The organism is Pseudomonas sp. Irchel s3f10, assembly GCF_900187515.1.
Taxonomy (GTDB): domain Bacteria; phylum Pseudomonadota; class Gammaproteobacteria; order Pseudomonadales; family Pseudomonadaceae; genus Aquipseudomonas; species Aquipseudomonas tensinigenes.
In genome coordinates, this window is record NZ_FYDZ01000007.1 from 158,666 (window position 1) to 182,643 (window position 23,978).

Below are 23,978 nucleotides of genomic sequence, written 5' to 3' on the forward strand. Positions count from 1 at the left end.
TGGGTCCGTGTCCGACGTAGGATCGTGCAAACAAAAACGCCCGGCATTTAGCCGGGCGTTTTTTATGGTGTGGCGATCACTCGTGATACTGCGCAGACAGCTCATGCACCGCGCGCAGGAATGCACCGGCGTGCTCCGGATCAACCTCAGGCGTGATGCCATGGCCGAGGTTGAACACGTGACCGCTGCCCTTGCCGTAGCTGGCCAGAATGCGCCCGACTTCAGTGCGGATCGCTTCCGGTTTGGCGTAGAGCACGGTCGGGTCCATGTTGCCTTGCAGCGCAACCTTGTCGCCGACACGGGCGCGGGCGTTGCCGATGTCGCAGGTCCAGTCCAGGCCCAGTGCGTCGGCGCCAGCCTCGGCGATGCTTTCCAGCCACAGGCCGCCGTTCTTGGTGAAGAGGATCACCGGCACTTTGCGACCGTCGTGTTCGCGGATCAGGCCGCTGACGATTTTCTTCATGTAGGCCAGCGAGAACTCCTGATACGCCGCCGCCGACAGGTTGCCGCCCCAGGTATCGAAGATCTGCACCGCTTGCGCGCCAGCCATGATCTGGCCGTTGAGGTACGAGGTCACCGATTGCGCCAGTTTATCCAGCAGCAGGTGCATGGCCTGCGGGTTGTCGTAGAGCATGGCTTTGGTCTTGCGGAAGTCTTTCGACGAGCCGCCTTCGACCATGTAGGTCGCCAGGGTCCACGGGCTGCCGGAGAAACCGATCAGCGGCACACGACCGTTCAATTCGCGACGGATGGTGCTGACCGCGTCCATCACGTAGCCGAGGTCTTTGTGCGGATCCGGGATTGGCAAGGCTTCGATGTCGGCGAGGGTGCTGACGACTTTCTTGAAGCGCGGGCCTTCACCGGTCTCGAAGTACAGACCTTGGCCCATGGCATCGGGGATGGTGAGGATGTCGGAAAACAGGATCGCCGCGTCCAGTTGTGGATAGCGGTCGAGCGGTTGCATGGTGACTTCGCAGGCGAATTCCGGATTCATGCACAGGCTCATGAAATCACCGGCCTGGGCGCGGCTGGCGCGGTATTCCGGCAGGTAGCGGCCGGCCTGACGCATCATCCACACCGGGGTGACGTCTACGGGTTGCTTGAGCAGGGCGCGGAGGAAACGGTCGTTCTTCAGGGCAGTCATGTCGGCATCCGGAAAAAAAGTGCGGGCATTTTCTCAGAGCGCGACGCAAAAGGCACGGATGCAGGTCAGCCTTTTGTCTATCGGGTCAATTTATTGCGTTGGAATGCAGATTTTGCAGCCCCCAAAAATAACTGTGGGAGCGAGCCTGCTCGCGAAGAGGCCGGCACATCCAACATTTAAGTTGGCTGACAGACCGCTTTCGCGAGCAGGCTCGCTCCCACATTTTTGATCGCATTTCAGCTTGAAATGTAATCAGACGCCCAGGTAATCGAGGATCCCTTCGGCAGCATTGCGGCCTTCGAAGATCGCCGTCACCACCAGGTCGGAACCGCGCACCATGTCGCCACCGGCGAAGATTTTCGGGTTGCTGGTCTGGTGCTTGTACTGACCTTGCTCAGGCGCAACAACGCGGCCCTGGCTGTCGGTCTGGATCTCGAACTGCTCGAACCACGGCGCCGGGCTCGGGCGGAAACCGAAGGCGATAACCACGGCGTCGGCCGGGATGATCTCTTCGGAGCCCGGGATCGGCTCAGGGCTGCGACGGCCACGGGCGTCCGGTTCGCCGAGACGGGTCTCGACCACTTTCACGCCTTCAACCTTGTCCTCACCGACGATGGCGATCGGCTGACGGTTGTAGAGGAATTTCACGCCTTCTTCCTTGGCGTTCTTCACCTCTTTGCGCGAGCCGGGCATGTTCGCTTCGTCACGACGATACGCGCAGGTCACGGACTTGGCGCCCTGACGGATCGACGTGCGGTTGCAGTCCATCGCCGTGTCGCCGCCGCCGAGCACCACAACCTTCTTGCCTTTCATGTCGACGAAGTCTTCCGGCGACTTTTCAAAGCCCAGGTTGCGGTTGACGTTGGCGATCAGGAAATCCAGTGCGTCATAGACGCCCGGCAGATCCTCACCGGCAAAACCGCCCTTCATGTAGGTGTAGGTGCCCATGCCCATGAACACTGCATCGTATTCGGCGAGCAGTTGTTCCATGGTCACGTCTTTGCCGACTTCGGTATTCAGACGGAACTCGATGCCCATGCCGGTGAAGACTTCGCGACGATTGCTCAGCACGGTCTTTTCCAGCTTGAACTCGGGGATGCCGAAGGTCAGCAAGCCACCGATTTCCGGGTTCTTGTCGAACACCACCGGGGTCACGCCACCGCGTACCAGCACGTCGGCACAGCCCAGACCCGCCGGGCCCGCACCGATGATCGCGACACGTTTGCCGGTCGGTTTGACCTTGGACATGTCCGGGCGCCAGCCCATGGCGAACGCGGTGTCGGTGATGTACTTCTCGACCGAACCGATGGTCACCGCGCCGAAACCGTCGTTAAGGGTGCAGGCACCCTCGCACAGACGATCCTGCGGACAGACCCGGCCGCAGACTTCCGGCAGGGTGTTGGTCTGGTGCGACAGTTCGGCGGCCTGAAGGATGTTGCCCTCGGCCACCAGCTTCAGCCAGTTGGGAATGAAGTTGTGCACCGGGCACTTCCATTCGCAATACGGGTTGCCGCAACCCAGGCAGCGGTGGGCCTGATCGGCCGACTGCTGGGGTTTGAACGGTTCGTAGATTTCGACGAACTCTTTCTTGCGTTGACGCAACAGTTTCTTCTTCGGATCTTTGCGCCCGACATCGATGAATTGAAAGTCGTTACTGAGACGTTCGGCCATCTTCAAAACCTCTTACACGACAGCTCCAAGCTACAAGCTTCAAGCTGCAAGAAAATCACATTAGTCCGTTACAGCGCGCACTGGCTCCAGCTTGCCGCTTGAAGCCAGTGGCTTGCAGCTGCGCCGTTATTGCGGACTCGCACGAGTACTGGAGAGCAGAGATTTCAAACTCGCCGCCTTCGGTTTGACCAGCCAGAAACGGCGCAAGTAGTCATCGAGGTTTTCGGCGAGTTCACGACCCCACTCGCTGTCGGTTTCGGCGACGTACTCGTTCAGCACGTTTTGCAGGTGGCTGCGATAGGCTTCCATCGCCTCGCCGCTGATCCGCTGGATTTCAACCAGCTCGTGGTTGACCCGGTCAACGAAGGTGTTGTCCTGATCGAGCACGTAGGCGAAACCACCGGTCATGCCAGAGCCGAAGTTGTAACCGGTCTTGCCCAGAACGCAGACGAAACCACCGGTCATGTACTCACAGCAGTGATCGCCAGTGCCTTCCACGACCGTGTGGGCACCGGAGTTACGCACGGCGAAACGCTCGCCTGCGGTGCCGGCGGCGAACAGCTTGCCGCCCGTGGCGCCATACAGGCAGGTGTTGCCGATGATGGCGCTTTCCTGAGTCTTATAAACGCTGCCCTTCGGCGGCACGATGGTCAGCTTGCCACCGGTCATGCCTTTGCCGACGTAGTCGTTGGCGTCACCTTCCAGGTACATGTTCAGACCGCCGGCGTTCCATACGCCGAAGCTCTGCCCGGCAGTGCCTTTGAAGCGGAAGGTGATTGGCGCTTTCGCCATCCCTTGGTTGCCGTGCTTGCGGGCGATTTCGCCGGAGATCCGCGCGCCGATCGAACGATCGCAGTTGCAGATATCCAGGTCGAACTCGGCGCCGCTCATGTCGTTGATCGCCGACGAGGCCATCTCGACCATCTTCTCGGCCAGCAGGCCTTGGTCGAACGGCGGGTTGCGCTCAACACCGCAGAACTGTGGCTTGTCCGCCGGGATGTGATCGCTGCCCAACAGCGGCGTCAGGTCCAGGTGGTTTTGCTTGGCGGTCTGGCCTTCGAGGATTTCCAGCAGATCGGTACGACCGATCAGCTCTTCGAGGGAACGCACGCCGAGCTTGGCCAGCCATTCACGGGTTTCCTCGGCGACGTAGGTGAAGAAATTCACCACCATGTCGACGGTACCGATGTAGTGATCCTTGCGCAGCTTCTCGTTCTGCGTCGCAACGCCGGTGGCGCAGTTGTTCAGGTGGCAGATACGCAGGTATTTGCAGCCCAGCGCGATCATCGGCGCGGTACCGAAGCCGAAGCTTTCGGCGCCGAGAATCGCTGCCTTGATCACGTCGAGGCCGGTTTTCAGGCCGCCGTCGGTCTGCACCCGGACTTTGCCACGCAGGTCGTTGCCGCGCAGGGTCTGGTGGGTTTCAGCGAGGCCGAGCTCCCACGGTGCGCCGGCGTATTTGATCGAGGTCAGCGGCGATGCACCGGTGCCACCGTCGTAGCCGGAGATGGTGATCAAGTCCGCGTAGGCCTTGGCCACACCGGCGGCGATGGTGCCGACGCCTGCTTCAGCTACCAGCTTCACCGAAACCAGTGCCTTCGGGTTGACCTGCTTCAGGTCAAAAATCAGCTGCGACAAGTCTTCGATCGAGTAGATGTCGTGGTGCGGCGGCGGCGAAATCAGCGTTACACCCGGCACTGCGTAACGCAGCTTGGCGATCAAACCGTTGACTTTACCGCCCGGCAGTTGCCCGCCCTCGCCCGGCTTGGCGCCTTGCGCGACCTTGATCTGCAGCACTTCGGCGTTGACCAGGTATTCCGGGGTTACGCCGAAACGGCCAGTCGCGACCTGCTTGATTTTCGAGCTCTTGATGGTGCCGTAACGCGCCGGGTCTTCACCGCCTTCGCCGGAGTTCGAACGCGCACCGAGGCGGTTCATGGCTTCGGCCAGGGCTTCGTGAGCTTCCGGCGACAAGGCGCCCAGCGAGATACCGGCGGAGTCGAAGCGCTTGAGCACCGATTCCAACGGTTCGATTTCACTGATGTCCAGCGGCGTATCGAGGGTCTTGACCTTGAACAGATCGCGGATCATCGACACCGGACGGTTGTCCACCAGCGAGGTGTATTCCTTGAACTTGGCGTAGTCGCCCTGCTGCACAGCGGCTTGCAGGGTGTTGACCACGTCCGGGTTGTAGGCGTGATATTCGCCACCGTGGACGAACTTCAGCAGACCGCCCTGCTGGATCGGCTTGCGCGGACTCCAGGCTTCGCTGGCCAGTGCTTTCTGCTCGGCTTCGATGTCGACGAAACGCGCACCCTTGATGCGGCTCGGCACGCCACGGAAGCTCAGGTCGCAGACTTCTTCGGACAGGCCGATGGCCTCGAACAGCTGCGCACCACGGTACGAAGCAATGGTCGAGATGCCCATCTTCGAGAGGATCTTCAGCAGACCTTTGGTGATGCCTTTGCGGTAGTTCTTGAACACCTCATAGAGGTCGCCCAGTACTTCACCGGTACGGATCAGGTCGCCCAGCACTTCGTACGCGAGGAACGGATAGACCGCCGAGGCGCCGAAACCGATCAGCACCGCGAAGTGATGCGGGTCACGGGCGGTCGCGGTTTCAACGAGGATGTTGGAGTCGCAACGCAGGCCTTTTTCGGTCAGACGATGGTGCACCGCACCGGTCGCCAGCGAGGCGTGGATCGGCAGCTTGCCCGGCGCGATATGACGGTCGCTCAGAACGATCTGGGTACGCCCGGCGCGTACGGCTTCTTCAGCCTGATCGGCAACGTTGCGGATCGCCGCTTCGAGGCCAACGCTTTCGTCGTAGTTGAGGTCGATGATCTGCCGCTCGAAACCCGGGCGGTCGAGGTTCATCAGCGAGCGCCACTTGGCCGGGGAAATGACCGGCGAGCTGAGGATCACGCGCGAAGCGTGTTCCGGCGACTCCTGGAAAATGTTGCGCTCGGCACCGAGGCAGATTTCCAGCGACATCACGATGGCTTCACGCAGCGGGTCGATCGGCGGGTTGGTGACCTGCGCGAACTGCTGACGGAAATAGTCGTACGGCGTGCGCACGCGCTGCGACAGCACGGCCATCGGCGTGTCGTCACCCATCGAGCCAACGGCTTCGTAGCCTTGCTCGCCGAGCGGACGCAGCACCTGATCGCGCTCTTCGAACGTGACCTGATACATCTTCATGTATTGCTTGAGCTGATCGACGTCGTAGAACGCCGAACCGTGGTCGTTGTCTTCCATGGTCGCCTGAATGCGCAGGGCATTCTTGCGCAGCCATTGCTTGTACGGATGACGGGACTTCAGGCGGTTGTCGATCGCATCGGTGTCGAGGATCTGCCCGGTTTCGGTGTCCACCGCGAAGATCTGGCCAGGGCCGACACGGCCCTTGGCAATCACGTCTTCAGGCTTGTAATCCCACACGCCGATTTCCGACGCGAGGGTGATGAAACCGTTGGTGGTGGTGACCCAACGCGCCGGACGCAGACCGTTACGGTCGAGCAGGCACACCGCGTAACGACCGTCGGTCATTACTACGCCAGCCGGGCCGTCCCACGGCTCCATGTGCATCGAGTTGTACTCGTAGAACGCACGCAGATCCGGGTCCATGGTTTCGACGTTCTGCCACGCCGGCGGAATGATCATCCGCACGCCACGGAACAGATCGATGCCGCCGGTGACCATCAGCTCGAGCATGTTGTCCATGCTCGAAGAGTCGGAACCGACACGGTTGACCAGCGGGCCGAGCTCTTCCAGATCCATCAGATCGTTGGTGAACTTGGTCCGACGGGCCTGCGCCCAGTTACGGTTACCGGTGATGGTGTTGATCTCGCCGTTGTGGGCGAGGAAGCGGAATGGCTGCGCCAGCGGCCATTTCGGCAGGGTGTTGGTGGAGAAGCGCTGGTGGAACACGCAGATCGCGGTTTGCAGGCGCTCGTCGCTCAGGTCTGGATAAAACGCGGCCAGGTCGGCCGGCATCATCAGGCCTTTATAGATGATGGTTTTGTGCGAAAAGCTGCAGATGTAGTGGTCGGAGTCGACGGCATTGGCCACCGACGAACGACGACGCGCACTGAACAGCTTCACGGCCATGTCCTGATCGCTCAGGCCTTCACCGCCGATGTACACCTGCTCGATCTGCGGCAGGCGCTCAAGGGCCAGGCGGCCGAGGACGCTGGTGTCGATCGGCACTTTGCGCCAGCCGATCAGTTGCAGGCCTTCAGCGAGGATCTCGCGGTTCATGTTCTCGCGAGCGGCTTCGGCCTTGACCGGATCCTGGTTGAAGAAAACCATGCCCACTGCATATTGCTTGGGCAGTTCGACGCTGAAGATTTCCTGGGCAATGGCGCGCAGGAACGCATCAGGTTTTTGAATCAGCAGACCGCAACCGTCACCGGTCTTGCCGTCGGCATTAATCCCACCGCGGTGGGTCATGCAGGTCAGGGCCTCGATGGCCGTTTGCAAAAGGGTATGACTGGGCTCGCCCTGCATATGGGCTATCAGGCCGAAACCGCAGTTATCCTTGAATTCATCTGGTTGGTACAGACCTGCTTTCATAGACACTTTCTCACCAGGCTGCCTCTCTTCGAGGCAAATTTCTTTTCAATTCAACCACTTGCACCCCGCGCCGAACGTACGCCGGCTTAGCAGGGGCAAAAGGGTGGTCATTGTACACAGCGACACAGAGGCTCACAAATTTGACGACGAAATGTCGCAAATTCATGTCGCATTTGTGAAAGGTTTAAAGCGATCTGCTGTGCTAGTCAAAACTTTTTTAATTTTGACCGCAACGACTCAAAGACTACTGTGACGCAGACACCACAAGGCACGCGACCTGGAAGGAAGCGCGCACTCGTAGAAATTTTGAGGTGCTTGGAGAGGCGGCCTGGGTAAGGCCGCCGAATCTTCAGCGAGTTGTTGCCAGTTCCTGTTGGACGCTGGCGACAGTGCGAGGCCAAGGTTTACCAGCCTGAACCTTCGCTGGCAAGGCCTTGATGGCAGAAACGGCCGCATCACGATTGGCAAAGTTGCCGTAGGTGATCACGTAAAGCGGCTTGCCGTTGAGGACTTTCTTGAAATAACGGTACTCACCACCCTGCTCCTTGACGAAGCTTTGCGCGGCAGCTTCCGAGCTGGTGCCGAGAATCTGCACCACGTAGTTACCGGTCGGCTGACCGGCGTACCAGCTGCCACCGGCCGCTTTGGCGACAGTAATCGGCTTCTCGGCCGGTTTCGCGGCTGCAACAGGTTTGGCTGGCGCCGGAGCCGGTTTGGCTGCTGGCGCTGCTGGAGCAGGCTTGGCGGTGGCAACCTGAGTTGGCGCAGGGGTCGGCTTGGCTGCCGGGACAGGAACCGGTGTTGGCGCAGGACCTGCCGGAACACCCGCGGGTGGCGCCGAAGTGGTCACGGTTGGCGGGGTGTCGCTGGAACCTTCCAGCGGCACGCCATCGTCGCCTTCGGTAATGCCACCGGCCGCTTCGGCCAACGGACCGCGCATCACCGGTTGCGAGTTGCCGACCAACGGCAGCGGCATCGGCTGCGTATTACCGGCGAATTCGACGTTCGGCGCGCCGCCATTGGCTGCGCCCTGGCCCAACGGCAACTGCGCCTGTTCATTGGCCGGTGCGCCGGTGGTTGGCGCCTTGTTGCGACCCGGCATCAGCCAGGCGGCGGCGACCGCGACCACAACGACGGCGGAAATCGCCAATACGTGTTTCTTCGGCATGTTGAACCCCATACTTGGACGCTTGACCGCAGAGCGGCTGGCAATCATGACTTCGATCAGAGCATCGCGAGCGACCTGGTTGATGTTGCCCGGCCAACCCTCGGCACTTTCGTGAATATCAGAGATCTGATCCGCGGTGAAAAGTTCGACACCGCGGCCTGCTCCTTCGAGCCGTTGGTCGAGATATTCGCGGGTCTCTTCTTCCGTGTACGGCTGCAATTCGATGACGTGGAAACGCTCTTCTTCGAGGTGCAAAGCCTCGAGTTGAGCGATCAGCGACGACTCACCGAACAGGAACACATGCGGGCGACCTTCCGGAGCGCCGGCACCCAGCGCCATCAGCGCTTCCAGGGCGGACTCGTCGAGCTGCTCAGCGTCGTCCACCAACAGATAGACTTCCTGGCCGGTCAGCGCGAGTTGCACAACCTGGTCCAGAATCGCGCCAACTTCGGCCTGAGCGACGTTCAGCGCCTGCGCGACCTGGCGCAGCACGCCAGCGGCATCACCGGCGCCACGGGCGGAAACCACCACGCTCTGTACCGACTGCTTGTTGGTGCTGGCGACCAGCGCCTGACGCAGCAGCGTCTTGCCGCTGCCTTGCGGGCCAGTGACCACCAGCAGCAACTGGCTGTAACGCGCCAGATGATGCAATTGACCCAGCACCGGTTTGCGCTGGGCCGGGAAGAACTTGAAGCCCGGTACGCGTGGCGCGAACGGGTCGTGACTTAACTGGAAATGGCCGAGGAACGCCTCGTCGGCATGCAAACTAGTCATCGGAATCTTATTAACCTTTAAGCTGAGCCAGGGCGCGGTAATCCGCTCCCAGCGTGGCCTGTAGAACCTCTTTCGGATAATCGTCGGTCACTACCGCTTCGCCCATCCGGCGCAGCAGCACCAGGCGCAGACGACCGTCGATCACTTTTTTATCAATTGCCATGTGTTCCAGGAAATCGGCTTCGGTCATTTCCGTCGGCGGGATCACCGGCAGACCGGCTCGCTGGAACAGACGAATGCCGCGATCACGCTCCTGTTCGCTGATCCAGCCCAGGCGCGCGGACATTTCCAGCGCCATTACGGTGCCAGCCGCGACGGCCTCACCGTGCAGCCAGACACCATAGCCCATGTGGGTCTCGATGGCGTGGCCGAAGGTGTGGCCGAGATTGAGCGTGGCGCGCACGCCGGTTTCCTTCTCATCGGCACCGACCACCGCAGCCTTCGCTGCGCAAGAGCGCTCGATCGCGTAAGTCAGGGCTTTCTGGTCGAGCGCACGCAGGGCATCGACGTTTTCTTCGAGCCAGGTCAGGAACGGCTCGTCACAGATAAGCCCGTATTTGATGACTTCGGCCAGACCGGCGGACAGCTCGCGCTCTGGCAGGGTTTTCAGGGACGCCGTATCGATCAGCACCACGTTCGGCTGATAGAACGCGCCGACCATGTTCTTGCCCAACGGATGATTGATACCCGTCTTGCCGCCCACCGACGAATCAACCTGGGACAGCAACGTAGTAGGAATCTGGATAAAGTCGACACCGCGCTGGTAGCAGGCAGCGGCGAAGCCGGCCATGTCGCCGATCACACCGCCGCCGAGGGCGATCACGGTGGTGCGGCGGTCATGACGGGCGGTCAGCAGACCGTCGAAAATCAGTTGCAGGGTTTCCCAGTTCTTGAAGGCTTCGCCGTCCGGCAGCACCACGGAGATCACCGAGAACTGCGCCAGGCTGCGGGTCAGACGCTCAAGATAGAGCGGCGCAACGGTCTCGTTGGAGATGATTGCCACCTGCCGCCCGTGAATATGCGGAGCCAGCAGTTCCGGCTGATCCAACAAACCTTCGCCAATATGAATCGGGTAGCTGCGCTCGCCTAGATCGACCTTGAGTGTCTGCATGTGTCCCCACAGTGAAGATGGAAGCAGGCGTCCTGCCCTGAATTATTGGTTATCTGCGGCCTATAGCGGGTATGACGCCGCTCGCACGCCATCCGCCACAACCTCGACGAGCTGTGACAGGACGCCGAGGATAGCGCATTTCGAGCGCTGCTTTAACGGGGAGGAAGTTGCGCCAGACGATCGAGAATGTCGAGCACCACCATGCGCGGCGGCCGTTCGTCGGTTTCCACCACCAGATCGGCGATTTCCCGATAGAGCGGATCCCGAATCGCCAGCAGGTCGCGCAGGGTTTTCTCCGGATTGGCGGTGCGCAGCAATGGCCGATTGCGGTCGCGAGACGTACGGCCGACCTGCTGTTCAACGGAGGCGTGCAGATACACCACTCGCCCACCCTCATGCAGGGCCTTGCGATTGGCATCGCGCATGACTGCGCCACCGCCGGTCGCCAACACCACGCCATCGAACGCGCACAGCTCGGCGATCATCGCCTGCTCACGGTCACGAAAGCCGGGTTCGCCTTCCTTGTCGAAGATCCACGGGATATTGGCGCCCGTGCGCAGTTCAATTTCCTTGTCGGAATCTTTGAACGGCAGGCGCAGCTCTTTGGCCAGCAACCGGCCGATGGTGCTTTTGCCAGCGCCCATCGGTCCTACAAGAATCAAATTTCGCACAGAATCAACGACTCACAGCAATCGCCTGGTTATTCATGATACGTGGTGTGAGAAATACCAGCAGCTCGGATTTTTTCTCCGAAACCACATCACGCCGGAAAAGGCGGCCAAGATACGGCACATCGCCAAGAAATGGCACCTTATCTACGACCTTGCTTTGAGTATTTGAGAAAACACCGCCAATCACGATGGTTTCGCCGTCATTGACCAGTACCTTGGCGTTGACCTCGTTTTTCTTGATCGGCGGCACATCCTGCACTTTGTTCAGGTAATCCGGTTCGTCCTTGGTGACCTTGACCTCCATGATGATGCGATTGTCGGGGGTGATCTGCGGCGTGACTTCCAGCGACAGCGATGCCTCCTTGAACGACACCGACGTGGCACCGCTGGAGCTGGCTTCCTGATACGGAATCTCGGTGCCTTTGAGGATTTTTGCGGTTTCCTTGTCGGAGGTGACCACTTTCGGCTGCGAGACGATTTCGCCGTTGCCGGTTTTCTCCATCGCTGTCAGCTCGAGATCGAGCAAGACATTGTCAGTGATGAAGGCAATGCCGATCCCCGAGGTATTACCCACGGTCCCCATATCGACAAACGGTGAGTTGGTACTGGTGCTGCCCGGCGTACCAATGGTGGTTGATGAACCGTTGACCCCGGAAGCGTTCCAGTTGCCCTTGTTCTGGATCGAGCCGCCCCAGCGCACGCCCAGGCTTTTGTCGTAATCGACGTTGGCCTCGACGATCCGCGCCTCGATCATCACCTGACGCACCGGAATATCCAGCTGCGCCACGATCCGCCGCAGTTCGTCGAGACGATCCTGAGTCTGGTAGGCAATGATGTTGTTGGTCCGCTCATCGACAGTAATCGAACCGCGCTCGTCGATTTTAGCCTCGGCACTGGTCACCGACTGGAACAGCTTGGCGATGTCCGCCGCCTTGGCGTAATTCACTTGCAGCAGCTCACGGCGCAACGGCGCCAGTTCGGCAATCTGCTTCTGCGACTCCAGTTCCTGGCGCTCGCGGGCAGCGATTTCATCGGCGGGAGCGACCAGCAGCACATTGCCGATCTTGCGTTTATCCAGACCTTTGGTTTTCAGCACCAGATCCAGCGCCTGATCCCACGGCACGTTTTGCAAACGCAAGGTGATGCCGCCCTGCACCGTGTCGCTGGCGACCAGATTGAGGTTGGTGAAGTCGGCGATCAGTTGCAGCACCGAGCGCACATCAATGTCCTGGAAGTTCAGCGAGAGCTTTTCGCCAACGTACGCCTGACGGTCGGCATTACGTTTCTGCAGGTCATCGACGGTCATCGGGCGGATGCTGACGGTCAGCTTGTTGTCGGTCTGGAAGGTGGAGTACTCGTAGGTGCCGCTGGGTTCGACAGTAATAACCGTGCGATCACCGCTCACCCCGGCATTGACGAACTGCACCGGAGTAGCAAAATCCTTGACGTCGAGGCGCACCCGCAACTTGTCTGGCAACTGCGTGCGGGCAAAGCTGAGGATGATCTTGCCGTCATGTTCCTGGATATCCGGGGCAATGGTCGGGTCGGACAGATCGATGACGACATTGCCTTCGCCGGCTGTACCGCGTTGAAAATCCACGCCGCGAATGGCGCGGCTTTTCGGCACCGGAGCCCTGGCAGGCGCGGCTGCCGCAGTGGCCGGCCGCGGCGCCACGGCTGCCGGTCGCGGCGCAGCCGCTGGCGCACCCTGCCCCACCACCACGAATAGATTATTGCCTTCGACCCGCGTGTTATAAGGCGCCAGTTGCGTGAGACTGACGATCAGCCGCGTGCGGTCCTTGGCCTCGACCACCGTAGCGGTGCGCGCATTGCCGCTGCCCAGGTCAAGGTTCTTGCTCGCCAACTGACTGGCGACACCGGGCAGGTCCAGCGCAATCCGCGCCGGTGATTCGGTGGTGTAGCCCTTGGGTTGCGGCGGCGGCGCGTCGAACGACAACTTCAGTTCGACGCGATCACCTGGCAACGCCGCCACATCGAGCGTCTTCAGATTGGCCGCGAATACCATCGGCGACATCAGCGCTATCCATAGCGAAAAACCGAGGGTGGAGAAAATCCTGTTCATTATTCGACTTCCACTATGAGTGCTCTTTCAAAGGAATGGTGCGCGGACGCTCCAGCCAGGCGCCTTCGCCGTCGGGCACAATTTCGACGACATCGACCTGGGTGGCGCTGATGGCGACGATGCGACCGTCATTGCGCCCCAGGTAATCGCCGACTTTCAGCCGATGCACCCCGCCCGCCCCGCGCAACAACGCAAAGGAGCCGGAAACATTGGAGATCGTGCCAACCATCTCAAACTGCTCGATATTGAAACCTTCGAGGTATTGCTTGACCCGGTTGGGGTCGGGTTTGACGTTGCGCGAGCCGTGCTTCTGCCCGGCCAGATCGACGCGCACCTGGCGCGAGAACGGACTGCGCAGGTTGGCAGCGCTGTAAGTGAATGTTGGGTAAGACCGAAATGTCGGGGTTGGTTCAATCTTGCCTGCCGGGCGCAGGCGCACTTCATTCAAGTAGGCATCGAGGTCACCGAAGTCATCGCTACCACCACAACCGTTCAACGCGAGCAGCGTCATCGACAACGCGATACAACGAATCGGGCTCATTTCTGCAGCCCCTTGTCGTTATAACGGTAGGTCTTGGCAAGGATGCTCATGCGCAGCTTCGGCCCGCCTTCTTTATCGGCCGGCGCCAGTTCGAAGTCATGCAGGGTAACGATGCGCGGCAGTCCAGCCACGCCGCTGACGAAGGTGGCGAGATCGTGATAGGCGCCGGTGACGGTGATCTGAATCGGCAGTTCTATGTAGAACTGCTGGGTGACCTCCGGCAGCAGTTTGATCTCTTCGAACTCCAGACCACTGCCCAGACCGGTACGGGTGATGTCTTCCAGCAGCCCCGGCACTTCGGTGTCACTGGGCAATTGGCGCAGCAATACGCCGAAGGTATTTTCCATCTCCTTCATTTGCTGGGTGTACAGCTCAAGATTGGCTGACAGGCGCGCCTTGCTGGCAAATTGTTCCTTGAGCGTGGCCTCCTCTTCGCGCTTGGCATCCAGCTGATTTTCCATGTCACTGATGAAAAAGTTATAGCCAAGCGCCAACACCAGCACCATCAACAGCGCTCCGGCGATAAATTTCACCGCCGCCGGCCACGAACCGATGTTGCTGGTATCGAGATCGTTGAAATCGATGTCGCGCAAACTTTCAAGCCATTCGGACGGTTTCATTGGTCGTCCTCCACAGCTTGCGGCTGGGTCTGCCGTACGGTCAGTTCAAACGTGTTGGTCTGGTCCACCTGGCCAGCGGTCGTCGCCTTGACTTCGTTGAGACTCGGCGCATCAAACCAGTCCGACGCCTCCAGATTGCGCATCAGGTCCGAGACGCGGTTGTTGGACTCTGCGGCGCCACTGATCGACAGGGTTTTGCCGGCCATCTTCACATCGGTGAAATACACCCCGTCAGGCAGTGTGCGTGCCAATTGATCGAAGATTCGGCCGCTGATCTGCCGGTTGCCCTGCAAGTCCTGGATGATGCGCATGCGCTCGACCAGTTGCTGACGCCGGGCCTTGAGATCGCTGATCTGTTTGATCCGCTCGTCGACCACAGCGATCTGCTTGCCGATGTAATCATTGCGCGCCACTTGCCGCGTAATCGCCGCACTGATGATCTGGTCGGCAATGAGCACCGCGCCGACCGAGCCGACCACCACGCCGATCAAGGCCAGCAGGAAGCGCTTGCGCCGTTCTTCGCGACGCTCCTCGCGCCAGGGTAAGAGGTTGATCCGCGCCATCAGTCGAAACTCCTGAGCGCGAGCCCGCAGGCAATCATCAGCGCCGGCGCATCGCTGGCCAGCGCACCGGCGTTGACCTTGCTGCTCAAGGCCATATTGGAAAACGGGTTGGCCACTTGCGTCGGCGTGTTCAGGCGTTGCTCGATCAACCGGTCCAGCCCAGGCACTGACGCCGTGCCACCGGCGAGCAGAATGTGATCGACCGCGTTGTATTGCCCGGAGGCGAAGAAGAACTGCAATGAGCGTGAGACCTGCTGCACCAGCGCCTCACGGAACGGCTGCAAGACCTCAGTGATGTAATCATCGGGCAGACCACCCTGCTTTTTCGCCAGCCCCGCCTGCTCGAGGGTCAGGCCATAACGCCGCTGGATTTCTTCGGTCAATTGCCGCCCCCCGAACAGTTGCTCGCGGGTGTAGATGATCTTGCCGTTGTGCAGGACGCTGAGGGTGGTCATGGTCGCGCCGATGTCGACCACTGCCACGGTCAAGCGCTCCTGAGAGGCCGCCAGTTGCGTTGCCAGCAAGCCGAACGAACGCTCCAGCGCATAAGCCTCGACATCGACCACCCGCGCGGTCAGCCCGGCGAGAGCCAGCGCCGCTTCACGGACTTCGACGTTTTCCTTGCGACAGGCGGCGAGCAACACGTTGACCCGCTCGGGATTGCGCGGTGATACGCCCTGGACTTCAAAGTCGATGGCGACTTCGTCCAGCGGGTAGGGAATGTATTGGTCGGCTTCGATCTTGAGCTGGTTTTCCAGTTCATCGTCGGACAGCCCGGCGTCCATTTCGATGACCTTGGTGATCACGGCGGAACCGGCCACTGCCACCGCCACGCTCTTGAGCCCGGTACGCGCCTTGACCAGCACGCGGCTCAGGGCCTGACCGACGCCTTCAAGCTCGGCGATGTTCTTTTCGACCACGGCATTGACCGGCAATGGCTCTACCGCGTATGCCTCGACCCGGTAGCGGTCACCCTGACGGCTCAGTTCCAGCAGCTTCACTGACGTGGAACTGATGTCGATCCCCAGTAACGTATTGGCCTTTTTATTGAAGAGTCCCAGCACTACCAATTCCCTATGACTTTCCGTGAGTTACGGACTCTGTAATACGCATTGCGTTCCTTCACCCCGTCTTGACAGAAGCGCAAATGACGCCCCCAGCAGAAAAGTGCTTATAATGCCCAGCGTTTTTTTCCGCTTTTTACTGCAAGCGCGGGCTGTTCTGTGTGTAGCCGGAACCCCGTCGCCAAATTCATTCTTTGCCCTGGATGTCCAAACGCCTTGATTCGTCTGCTGAAATTTTTCGGTTGGTCCATCGTCGCCGTTTTCTGCGGACTGCTTTTAGGTCTCAGCGGCGCGTTTCTTTACCTTAGTCCGGGTTTGCCGTCTGTGGAGGCTCTGCGAAGCATTCAGTTGCAGATTCCATTGCGGGTTTACTCCAGCGACAACAAGTTGATCGCAGAATTTGGCGAAATGCGCCGGACTCCGATCCGTTTCGCCGACATTCCACCCAATTTCATTAATGCGTTACTAAGTGCTGAAGACGACAATTTCGCCAACCACTACGGCGTCGATCCGAGCAGCCTGATGCGCGCCGCGACCCAACTGGTCAAAAGCGGACACATTCAGTCCGGCGGCAGCACCATCACCATGCAGGTGGCGAAGAACTTCTTCCTGACCAGCGAACGCAGCTTCTCGCGCAAAACCACCGAAATTCTTCTGGCCCTGCAGATCGAGCGGCAGCTGACCAAGGACGAAATCCTTGAGCTGTACGTGAACAAGATCTATCTGGGCAACCGCGCCTACGGCATCGAAGCGGCGGCGCAGGTGTATTACGGCAAGTCGATCCGCGATGTCAGCCTGGCGCAGATGGCGATGATCGCCGGCCTGCCGAAAGCGCCGTCGCGCTTCAACCCGCTGGCCAACCCGGCGCGCAGCAAAGAGCGTCGCGACTGGATCCTCGGGCGCATGTACAAGCTCGGCAAGATCAGCGAGGCGGATTACACCGCCGCCATCAATGAGCCGCTGAACGCCAGCTATCACGTGCCGACCCCGGAAGTGAACGCGCCGTACATCGCCGAAATGGCCCGTGCCGAAATGGTCGGCCGCTACGGCAGCGATGCCTATACGGAAGGTTTCCGCGTCACCACCACGGTGCCGAGCAATCTGCAGGAAATGGCCAATACAGCACTGCACGAAGGTTTGATGACCTACGACCAGCGTCACGGCTACCGCGGCCCCGAGTCGCGCCTGCCAGGCAAGACGCGCGAAGCCTGGGCCAGTGAGCTGACCAAACAACGCACCATCAGCAGCCTCGAGCCAGCCATCGTCACTCAGGTCGACAAAAACGGCCTGCAAGTGCTGACCCGCACTGGCGAAGAGCACGTCGCCTGGGACACCATGAAATGGGCGCGTCCGTTCCTCAATACCAACAGCATGGGCGCCAACCCGCGTCAGCCGTCGGATGTCGCGGCGGTCGGCGATCTGGTTCGCGTGCAGCGTCAGAAAGACAATTCGCTGAAGTTCAGCCAGATCCCGCAGGCACAAGGTGCACTGGTGTCGCTGGATCCGCAGAACGGCGCGATTCGCTCGCTGGTCGGCGGTTTCGCCTTCGAACAGAGCAACTACAACCGCGCGATGCAGGCCAAGCGTCAGCCGGGTTCGAGCTTCAAACCGTTCGTCTACAGCGCCGCGCTGGACAGCGGCTACACCGCTGCCACGCTGGTCAACGATGCGCCGATCGTGTTCGTCGACGAGTACCTGGACAAGGTCTGGCGCCCGAAGAACGACACCAACACCTTCCTAGGCCCGATCCGCTTGCGTGAGGCGCTGTACAAGTCGCGCAACCTGGTGTCGATCCGCTTGCTGCAAGCGATGGGCGTGGGCAAGACCATCGACTACATCACCCGTTTCGGTTTCAACAAGCAGGATCTGCCGCCAAACCTGTCGCTGGCGCTGGGCACCGCAACGCTGACGCCGATGGAGATCGCCACCGGTTGGAGTACGTTCGCCAACGGCGGTTACAAGATCACCCCGTACATCATCGACAAGATCGAAAGCCGCAATGGCGACACGTTGTTCGTCGCCAACCCGCCGACCGTGCCTCAGGGTGGTTCGGCGACGGACGGTATCGCTGCGCCGAGCACTGAGTCGTTCACGGTCAATGCCGCGCCGGTTCCGGGTGAAGCGCCGGGCAACGCTGCCGTACCGCAAGCGCCAGCCGTGGCCGAGCGAATTGTCGATGGCCGCACAACGTACATCCTCAACAGCATGTTGCAGGACGTGATCAAGCTCGGCACCGGCCGTCGCGCGCTGGCCATGGGCCGCAGCGATATCGCCGGTAAAACCGGTACCACCAACGAATCGAAAGACGCGTGGTTCTCCGGTTACAACGCCGATTACGTGACCACGGTGTGGACCGGCTTCGACCAGCCGGAGAGTCTCGGTCGTCGCGAGTTCGGTGGCACCGTGGCGCTGCCGATCTGGATGAACTACATGTCGGCCGCGCTGAAGGACAAGCCGCCGCATGTTCAGCCTGAGCCGGAAGGTTTGTTGAGCCTGCGCGTGGATCCGGTCAGTGGTCGTGCGGCGACGCCGAGCACACCGGGCGCGTACTTCGAGCTGTTCAAGGCAGAAGACACGCCGCCGTCGGTGAATGAGCTGGGCAATGGCACGGCGCCGGGCAGCCCGCTGCCGGCGGATGAACAGGCGCCGATCGATTTGTTCTGATCCAGCGGCATTGAAAAGCCCCGCCTTCGTGAGAAGTGCGGGGCTTTTTTATGGCTGAAGATCAAGAGCCCCTCACCCTAACCCTCTCCCGGAGGGAGAGGGGACTGACCGAGTTGTCTGGCTTCCTACATCGACCTGAAAGTATGGTGTCGATTATGGATTCGGCACGGCATGTTCAGGTCGGTGCAACTCCCGAGCATCCCCCAATCAGTCCCCTCTCCCTCAGGGAGAGGGTTAGGGTGAGGGGCTGATCCTCAGGCAATAAAAAGCCCCGACTCTCACGAGCCGGGGCTTCTGTTTGAAGCGCTACAACGACTTAGCCGTTGAACACGTCATCCACGCTTTTCAGCGGGTAGTTCTTCGGATACGGCAGGGTCGCCACACCAGTCTCGATCGCGGCTTTGGCCACAGCGTCGGAGATCAGGGTGATCAGGCGCTTGTCCATTGGCTTCGGAATGATGTACTCACGGCCGAATTCCAGCGGAGCACCGCCGTAGGCATCGCACACGTCCTGTGGAACAGGCAGCTTGGCCAGTTCACGCAGGGCGTTGGCCGCAGCCACTTTCATTTCTTCGTTGATGCGCTTGGCGCGAACGTCCAGGGCACCACGGAAGATGAACGGGAAGCCCAGTACGTTGTTGACCTGGTTCGGGTAGTCCGAACGGCCGGTGGCCATGATCACATCGCTACGGGTAGCGTGCGCCAGCTCCGGGGAGATTTCCGGATCCGGGTTCGAGCAAGCGAACACGATCGGGTTTGGTGCCATCGACAGCAGGCCTTCAGCGCTCAGCAGGTTCGGGCCGGACAGACCGACGAACACGTCAGCGCCTGCCAGTGCGTCAGCCAGGCTGCGCTTGTCGGTGGCGTGAGCGAATACTGCTTTGTACTGGTTCAGGTCGTCACGGCCGGAGTGGATCACGCCGGTACGGTCAACCATGAAGATGTTTTCGATGCGTGCGCCCATGCTCACCAGCAATTTCATGCAGGAGATGGCGGCAGCGCCGGCGCCCAGGCAGACGATTTTCGCTTCTGGCAGGGTTTTGCCAGCGATTTCCAGGGCGTTGATCATGCCCGCAGCGGTCACGATCGCGGTGCCGTGCTGGTCATCGTGGAATACCGGAATGTCGCACTGCTCGATCAGAGCACGTTCGATCTCAAAGCACTCGGGTGCCTTGATGTCTTCCAGGTTGATGCCACCGAAGGTGATGGAGATGCGTTTTACGGTGTCGATGAAGGCTTGCGGGCTTTCGGAGTCGACTTCGATGTCGAAAACGTCGATGCCGGCGAAGCGCTTGAACAGTACGCCTTTACCTTCCATCACTGGCTTGGAAGCCAATGGGCCGAGGTTGCCCAGACCGAGAATCGCGGTGCCATCGGAAATGACTGCAACCAGGTTGCCCTTGCCGGTGTATTTGTAGGCCAGTTCAGGATCGCGAGCGATCTCACGCACTGGTTCAGCTACGCCGGGGCTGTAGGCCAGCGACAAGTCGCGAGCGGTAGCAGTGGCCTTGGTGAGCTCGACACTCAGCTTCCCTGGACGAGGATTGGCATGATATTCGAGAGCGGCAGTTTTCAGATCAGACATTTTGGCATTCCGCTTTTTACTGTTGGACAGACTGGTCAGCGAGGATACGCGCCTCGCAAAGTCCCCACAAGACTGAGCGGTCACCCCTGTCAAGCGCCCTGCCCTACGACTTTGGGCCAAGAGCCACGGCGCACAAGGGCTGGACTGTTCACAATCGACATAAAAAATGTCTACAATTTTTCTTTAGCGCGGCGTTTGCAACATCGATGGATCGGTCAGCGGAAGTAGCCAGCGTGACTGACCGGATTGCAATCCACCGCGCCGCGAACGATCAACGATCCAGCCGCGAGCCTCGATCTGCTTGCCTTTCAGCGCCTGCAAACGGGCATTGTCGAATTGTCCGACCAGATTGGGTGCAACGCGCAATACAAGCGCATCCTGCAACTCGATCCAGATTCCGCCGCGATTGCGCTGAACCTTGCTCACACGCCCACTGATCACGGCGAAACCCGAGCGCTGGATCTGCTCCGCTTTCAGTACAGGCGACTGCCGCCAAAGGCCATGCCCGGTGTTTCGCGCGCTGCGTTCGGCGGCTTGCTGACAGGCAACAAGATCGACATTCGGCGCCACCGCGACCTGAAAACCGAGGCCATCGGCGAGCATTTGCGCTTCGAGATTGGCGCCGCTGGCGCTGTAAATATGCGCGAGCGTACGCCCGTAATGGTCTTTGGCTTGCTTGCCGGGGCGCAAACCGACACGTCCGCCGCTGGCATCGACCAGCGCTTGCAGGCGTTTGCGTGCCGCCACGGCGAAGGGTTCGTCGCTGCGGCCCTGCTTGCCCAGTTCAGGCGTGTTGAGGCCGATCATGCGTACGCTGCGACCATCGCTCAGGCGCAGCGTGTCGCCATCGACCACGCGCTGCACCGTGACGCTGGTCAGCCCCGCAGGTGCCGGGCAGAAGGCTTGCGCCCCGGACAGCCAAATCGCAGACACAAAAAAGGCGCCCGCGAGGGACGCCTTTTTCAGCAACGAGGAAAAGCCCACCGGGCCCTTCAACCTTACTCTGCAGCAGCAGGTTTCTTGCCGAAAGCACCGAAACGGTCTGCGAAGCGCTGAACGCGGCCGCCAGTGTCCAGAGTCTTCTGCTTACCGGTGTAGAACGGGTGGCATTCGTTGCAAACGTCGATTGGCAGAGCTTTGCCGAAAGTCGAACGGGTTTCGAACTTGTTGCCACAGCTGCAGGTAACAGCGATGACTGGGTAATTCGGGTGAATATCAGCTTTCATGGTGTCTTCCTCAGCTAGCGTGCCGCCACCCAACACTATTGTTGAATACCGCACGTAATTAGGCCGCGGATTCTACCAGACCTTTTCAAACACGCAAGCTGTCACCGAGACCGACCGTCTGCTAGGCTCCCGGCCCATTACGCGATTCCCTTGTAGGAGTGAGCCTGCTCGCGATAGCGGTGTGTCAGACGAAATAAATGCTGAATGACACACCGCTATCGCGAGCAGGCTCACTCCTACAAGGTTATGTGCCTAGCCCTACCGCCTGTTTATAGAGATCCCCCCGCGTGCCCGACGCCATTCTGCGCCTCGCCCTGCCTTCACCCTTGCGCCGCCTGTTCGACTATCGTGCGCCGGCCGGCGTGCTGCGCGAGCAATTGCAGCCGGGCATGCGCCTGCGGGTACCGTTCGGTCGGCGCGAGATGATCGGGATTCTGGTCGAGGTCACCGACACCAGCGAAGTGCCGGTGGAAAAACTCAAACCGGCGCTGGCCCTGCTCGATGCCACGCCGCCGCTGCCACCGGCGCTGTTCAAGCTGTGCCTGTGGACCTCGCAGTATTATCAACACAGCCTCGGCGACACCTTGAGCTGGGCGTTGCCGGTGCTACTGCGTCAGGGCGAACTGGCCGAGGCTCGGCAAGAGCGCTTCTGGTCAGCCGCCCCCGGCGCCAGCCTTGATGACCCGCGCATTGCCCGCGCCCCGCGCCAGCGTGAGGCATTGGCAACTCTGGCTCAGCATCCGCACGGCGTCGCCCATCAGTTGCTGAGCAAACTGATGTTGAGCAAAGACAGTCTCGATCTGCTGCTGGCCAAAGGTCTGGTGCAAGTGGAAATCCGCCGCCATGCCCCAGGCGCGCGCCACGAACATTGGCTGGCGCAACCGGAATTACCGCTCAACACCGAACAACGCGCCGCATACGAGGCGATCCGCGCCGGTTTCGACAGTTATCACGCATTCCTGCTGGCCGGCGTCACCGGCAGCGGCAAGACCGAAGTCTATTTGCAACTGATTCGCGAAACCCTCGAAGCCGGTAAGCAGGCCTTGGTACTGATCCCGGAGATCAACCTCGGCCCGCAGACCCTGGCGCGTTTCGAGCAGCGCTTCAATGCGCGCATCGCCCTGCTGCACTCGGCGGTCAATGACCGCGAGCGCCTCGATGCCTGGCTCGCCGCCCGCGATGGCGAGGCCGACATTATTATCGGCACCCGCTCGGCGCTGTTCACGCCGATGAAAAACCCCGGGCTGATCATCATCGATGAAGAGCACGACGGTTCTTATAAACAGCAGGAAGGTTTGCGCTACCACGCCCGCGATCTGGCGCTGGTGCGTGCGCGGCAGGAAAACATCCCGATCGTGCTCGGCTCCGCCACGCCATCGCTGGAAAGTCTGCACAACGCCTACACCGGCCGTTACGGTCTCCTACGCCTGAATGAACGTGCCGGCGGCGCCAAGCAGCCGCGGTTCCTGCGTCTGGACGTGAAAAGCCGTCCACTGGACAGCGGTATTTCCGGGCCGATGCAGCAAGCCATCGGTCAGACGCTGGCGAATGGGCAACAGGTGTTGGTGTTCCTCAACCGCCGCGGCTTTGCCCCGACGCTGCTTTGTCATGATTGCGGCTGGATGTCCGAGTGCTCGCGCTGCGATGCACGAATGACCGTGCACCAGCGCTACGGAGAGTTGCGCTGCCACCACTGTGGCTACGTCGAGCGCACGCCGCGCCAGTGCCCGAAGTGCAACAAGGTCGATCTGCGCCCGGTCGGCGCGGGTACTGAACGTGCCGAAGAACGGCTGGCGATTCTATTCCCCGACTACCCGGTGCTGCGCGTCGACCGTGACAGCACCTCGCGCAAGGACGCGATGAATCAGTTGTTCGCAACGATTCAGAAAGGCCAGCCGTGCATTCTGGTCGGCACACAGATGTTGGCCAAAGGGCACCATTTTCCACGAGTGACACTGGTTTCGATTCTGGATGCCGACGGCGGCCTGTTCTCCGGCGACTTCCGCGCCAGCGAGCGCATGGCGCAGTTGATCGTGCAGGTAGCCGGGCGGGCCGGGCGAGCGGAAGAGCCGGGCAAGGTGATCATTCAGACGCACCTCGCCGACCATCCTTTATTGGTGCAGCTCACCGAACAAGGCTATTCCGCCTTTGCCGAGCAGGCCTTGAGCGAGCGCCGGGCAGCCGGGCTGCCACCGTTTGCGCATCTGGCGTTGTTGCGTGCCGAAGCGCACAAACCGGGGCAAGCGGAAGGCTTTTTAGATGAGGCGTGCAGCGAGGCCGAGCGCTTGCTGGCCGAACAGAATCTGAGCGGGATTGAATTGCTTGGGCCGGTGCCAGCGCCGATGGAGCGGCGGGCGGGGCGTTATCGTGCGCAGCTTTTGTTGCAGGCGACGGCGCGAGCACCGTTGCACCGGTTGCTGGCGAGCTGGTTGCTGGTGCTGGAGCAAATGCCGAGCGGGCGGGCGGTGCGCTGGTCGCTGGATGTCGACCCTGTAGATTTATATTGAAGATCAAAAGATCG

General features: G+C 60.5%; 16 protein-coding genes. 2 read left to right on the plus strand and 14 right to left on the minus strand.

Annotated features, from left to right (window positions below):
- Positions 1 to 76: 76 nt before the first annotated feature.
- The 11 genes from hemE to CKW17_RS17040 all read right to left on the minus strand — a co-directional run bounded on the left by hemE (position 77) and on the right by CKW17_RS17040 (position 15,982).
- Entirely contained in the window at positions 77 to 1,144 is a 1,068-nt protein-coding gene (gene hemE, locus CKW17_RS16985; protein ID WP_008077242.1) for a uroporphyrinogen decarboxylase, read from the minus strand.
- A 252-nt stretch (positions 1,145 to 1,396) separates the two neighbouring features.
- A complete protein-coding gene (locus tag CKW17_RS16990) occupies positions 1,397 to 2,815 on the minus strand; it encodes an FAD-dependent oxidoreductase (protein ID WP_039757038.1) in 1,419 nt (472 codons plus the stop codon).
- A 126-nt stretch (positions 2,816 to 2,941) separates the two neighbouring features.
- The gene (gltB, locus tag CKW17_RS16995) at positions 2,942 to 7,387 is read right to left on the minus strand and encodes a glutamate synthase large subunit (RefSeq protein WP_095120718.1); all 4,446 of its coding nucleotides are present in this window, start codon (positions 7,385 to 7,387) and stop codon (positions 2,942 to 2,944) included.
- 349 nt (positions 7,388 to 7,736) lie between these two features.
- Positions 7,737 to 9,329 (minus strand): AAA family ATPase, encoded by a 1,593-nt coding sequence (locus tag CKW17_RS17005; protein WP_095120719.1) that lies wholly within the window; start codon positions 9,327 to 9,329, stop codon positions 7,737 to 7,739.
- Between the two features lie 10 nt (positions 9,330 to 9,339).
- Positions 9,340 to 10,440, minus strand: a complete 1,101-nt coding sequence (gene aroB / locus CKW17_RS17010; protein WP_095120720.1) for a 3-dehydroquinate synthase — start codon at positions 10,438 to 10,440, stop codon at positions 9,340 to 9,342.
- Between the two features lie 152 nt (positions 10,441 to 10,592).
- Positions 10,593 to 11,111 (minus strand): shikimate kinase AroK, encoded by a 519-nt coding sequence (gene aroK / locus CKW17_RS17015; protein WP_011332081.1) that lies wholly within the window; start codon positions 11,109 to 11,111, stop codon positions 10,593 to 10,595.
- 4 nt (positions 11,112 to 11,115) lie between these two features.
- Positions 11,116 to 13,194, minus strand: coding sequence for a type IV pilus secretin PilQ (gene pilQ / locus CKW17_RS17020; protein ID WP_095120721.1), 2,079 nt, complete (start codon positions 13,192 to 13,194; stop codon positions 11,116 to 11,118).
- A 13-nt stretch (positions 13,195 to 13,207) separates the two neighbouring features.
- The gene (locus CKW17_RS17025) at positions 13,208 to 13,735 is read right to left on the minus strand and encodes a pilus assembly protein PilP (protein WP_095120722.1); all 528 of its coding nucleotides are present in this window, start codon (positions 13,733 to 13,735) and stop codon (positions 13,208 to 13,210) included.
- A complete protein-coding gene (gene pilO, locus CKW17_RS17030; protein ID WP_095120723.1) occupies positions 13,732 to 14,355 on the minus strand; it encodes a type 4a pilus biogenesis protein PilO in 624 nt (207 codons plus the stop codon). The genes CKW17_RS17025 and pilO overlap by 4 nt, the downstream gene beginning before the upstream one ends.
- Positions 14,352 to 14,918, minus strand: coding sequence for a PilN domain-containing protein (locus tag CKW17_RS17035; RefSeq protein ID WP_095120724.1), 567 nt, complete (start codon positions 14,916 to 14,918; stop codon positions 14,352 to 14,354). Before CKW17_RS17035 ends, pilO begins: the two co-directional genes overlap by 4 nt.
- Positions 14,918 to 15,982 carry a pilus assembly protein PilM gene (locus tag CKW17_RS17040; RefSeq protein WP_095120725.1) on the minus strand — a complete coding sequence of 355 codons (1,065 nt, stop codon included), beginning with the start codon at positions 15,980 to 15,982 and terminating at the stop codon, positions 14,918 to 14,920. Before CKW17_RS17040 ends, CKW17_RS17035 begins: the two co-directional genes overlap by 1 nt.
- 219 nt (positions 15,983 to 16,201) lie before the next feature.
- Here CKW17_RS17040 and CKW17_RS17045 point away from each other — a divergent pair, with 219 nt between their 5' ends.
- On the plus strand, positions 16,202 to 18,646 hold the full coding sequence (locus tag CKW17_RS17045) for a penicillin-binding protein 1A (protein WP_371850960.1): 2,445 nt from the start codon (positions 16,202 to 16,204) through the stop codon (positions 18,644 to 18,646).
- 316 nt (positions 18,647 to 18,962) lie between these two features.
- On the opposite strand, the gene CKW17_RS17050 is transcribed toward CKW17_RS17045, so the two are convergent.
- The 3 genes from CKW17_RS17050 to rpmE form a co-directional block, all read right to left on the minus strand.
- A complete protein-coding gene (locus CKW17_RS17050) occupies positions 18,963 to 20,231 on the minus strand; it encodes a malic enzyme-like NAD(P)-binding protein (protein WP_095120727.1) in 1,269 nt (422 codons plus the stop codon).
- Positions 20,232 to 20,414: 183 nt separating this feature from the next.
- The gene (locus tag CKW17_RS17055) at positions 20,415 to 21,215 is read right to left on the minus strand and encodes a thermonuclease family protein (protein ID WP_095120821.1); all 801 of its coding nucleotides are present in this window, start codon (positions 21,213 to 21,215) and stop codon (positions 20,415 to 20,417) included.
- A gap of 14 nt (positions 21,216 to 21,229) precedes the next feature.
- Positions 21,230 to 21,457, minus strand: coding sequence for a 50S ribosomal protein L31 (rpmE, locus tag CKW17_RS17060; RefSeq protein ID WP_016984589.1), 228 nt, complete (start codon positions 21,455 to 21,457; stop codon positions 21,230 to 21,232).
- Between the two features lie 287 nt (positions 21,458 to 21,744).
- Between rpmE and CKW17_RS17065 the strand changes: the two genes are divergently transcribed.
- Complete coding sequence (locus CKW17_RS17065) at positions 21,745 to 23,964, plus strand: primosomal protein N' (RefSeq protein WP_095120728.1); 2,220 nt, start codon at positions 21,745 to 21,747, stop codon at positions 23,962 to 23,964.
- Positions 23,965 to 23,978 lie beyond the last annotated feature (14 nt).

Coding starts and splice junctions, on each gene's coding strand:
- hemE (WP_008077242.1), bottom strand. CDS start 1,144: ATGACTGCCCTGAAGAACGACCGTTTCCTCCGCGCCCTGCTCAAGCAA.
- CKW17_RS16990 (WP_039757038.1), bottom strand. CDS start 2,815: ATGGCCGAACGTCTCAGTAACGACTTTCAATTCATCGATGTCGGGCGC.
- gltB (WP_095120718.1), bottom strand. CDS start 7,387: ATGAAAGCAGGTCTGTACCAACCAGATGAATTCAAGGATAACTGCGGT.
- CKW17_RS17005 (WP_095120719.1), bottom strand. CDS start 9,329: ATGACTAGTTTGCATGCCGACGAGGCGTTCCTCGGCCATTTCCAGTTA.
- aroB (WP_095120720.1), bottom strand. CDS start 10,440: ATGCAGACACTCAAGGTCGATCTAGGCGAGCGCAGCTACCCGATTCAT.
- pilQ (WP_095120721.1), bottom strand. CDS start 13,194: ATGAACAGGATTTTCTCCACCCTCGGTTTTTCGCTATGGATAGCGCTG.
- CKW17_RS17025 (WP_095120722.1), bottom strand. CDS start 13,735: ATGAGCCCGATTCGTTGTATCGCGTTGTCGATGACGCTGCTCGCGTTG.
- pilO (WP_095120723.1), bottom strand. CDS start 14,355: ATGAAACCGTCCGAATGGCTTGAAAGTTTGCGCGACATCGATTTCAAC.
- CKW17_RS17035 (WP_095120724.1), bottom strand. CDS start 14,918: ATGGCGCGGATCAACCTCTTACCCTGGCGCGAGGAGCGTCGCGAAGAA.
- CKW17_RS17050 (WP_095120727.1), bottom strand. CDS start 20,231: ATGTCTGATCTGAAAACTGCCGCTCTCGAATATCATGCCAATCCTCGT.
- rpmE (WP_016984589.1), bottom strand. CDS start 21,457: ATGAAAGCTGATATTCACCCGAATTACCCAGTCATCGCTGTTACCTGC.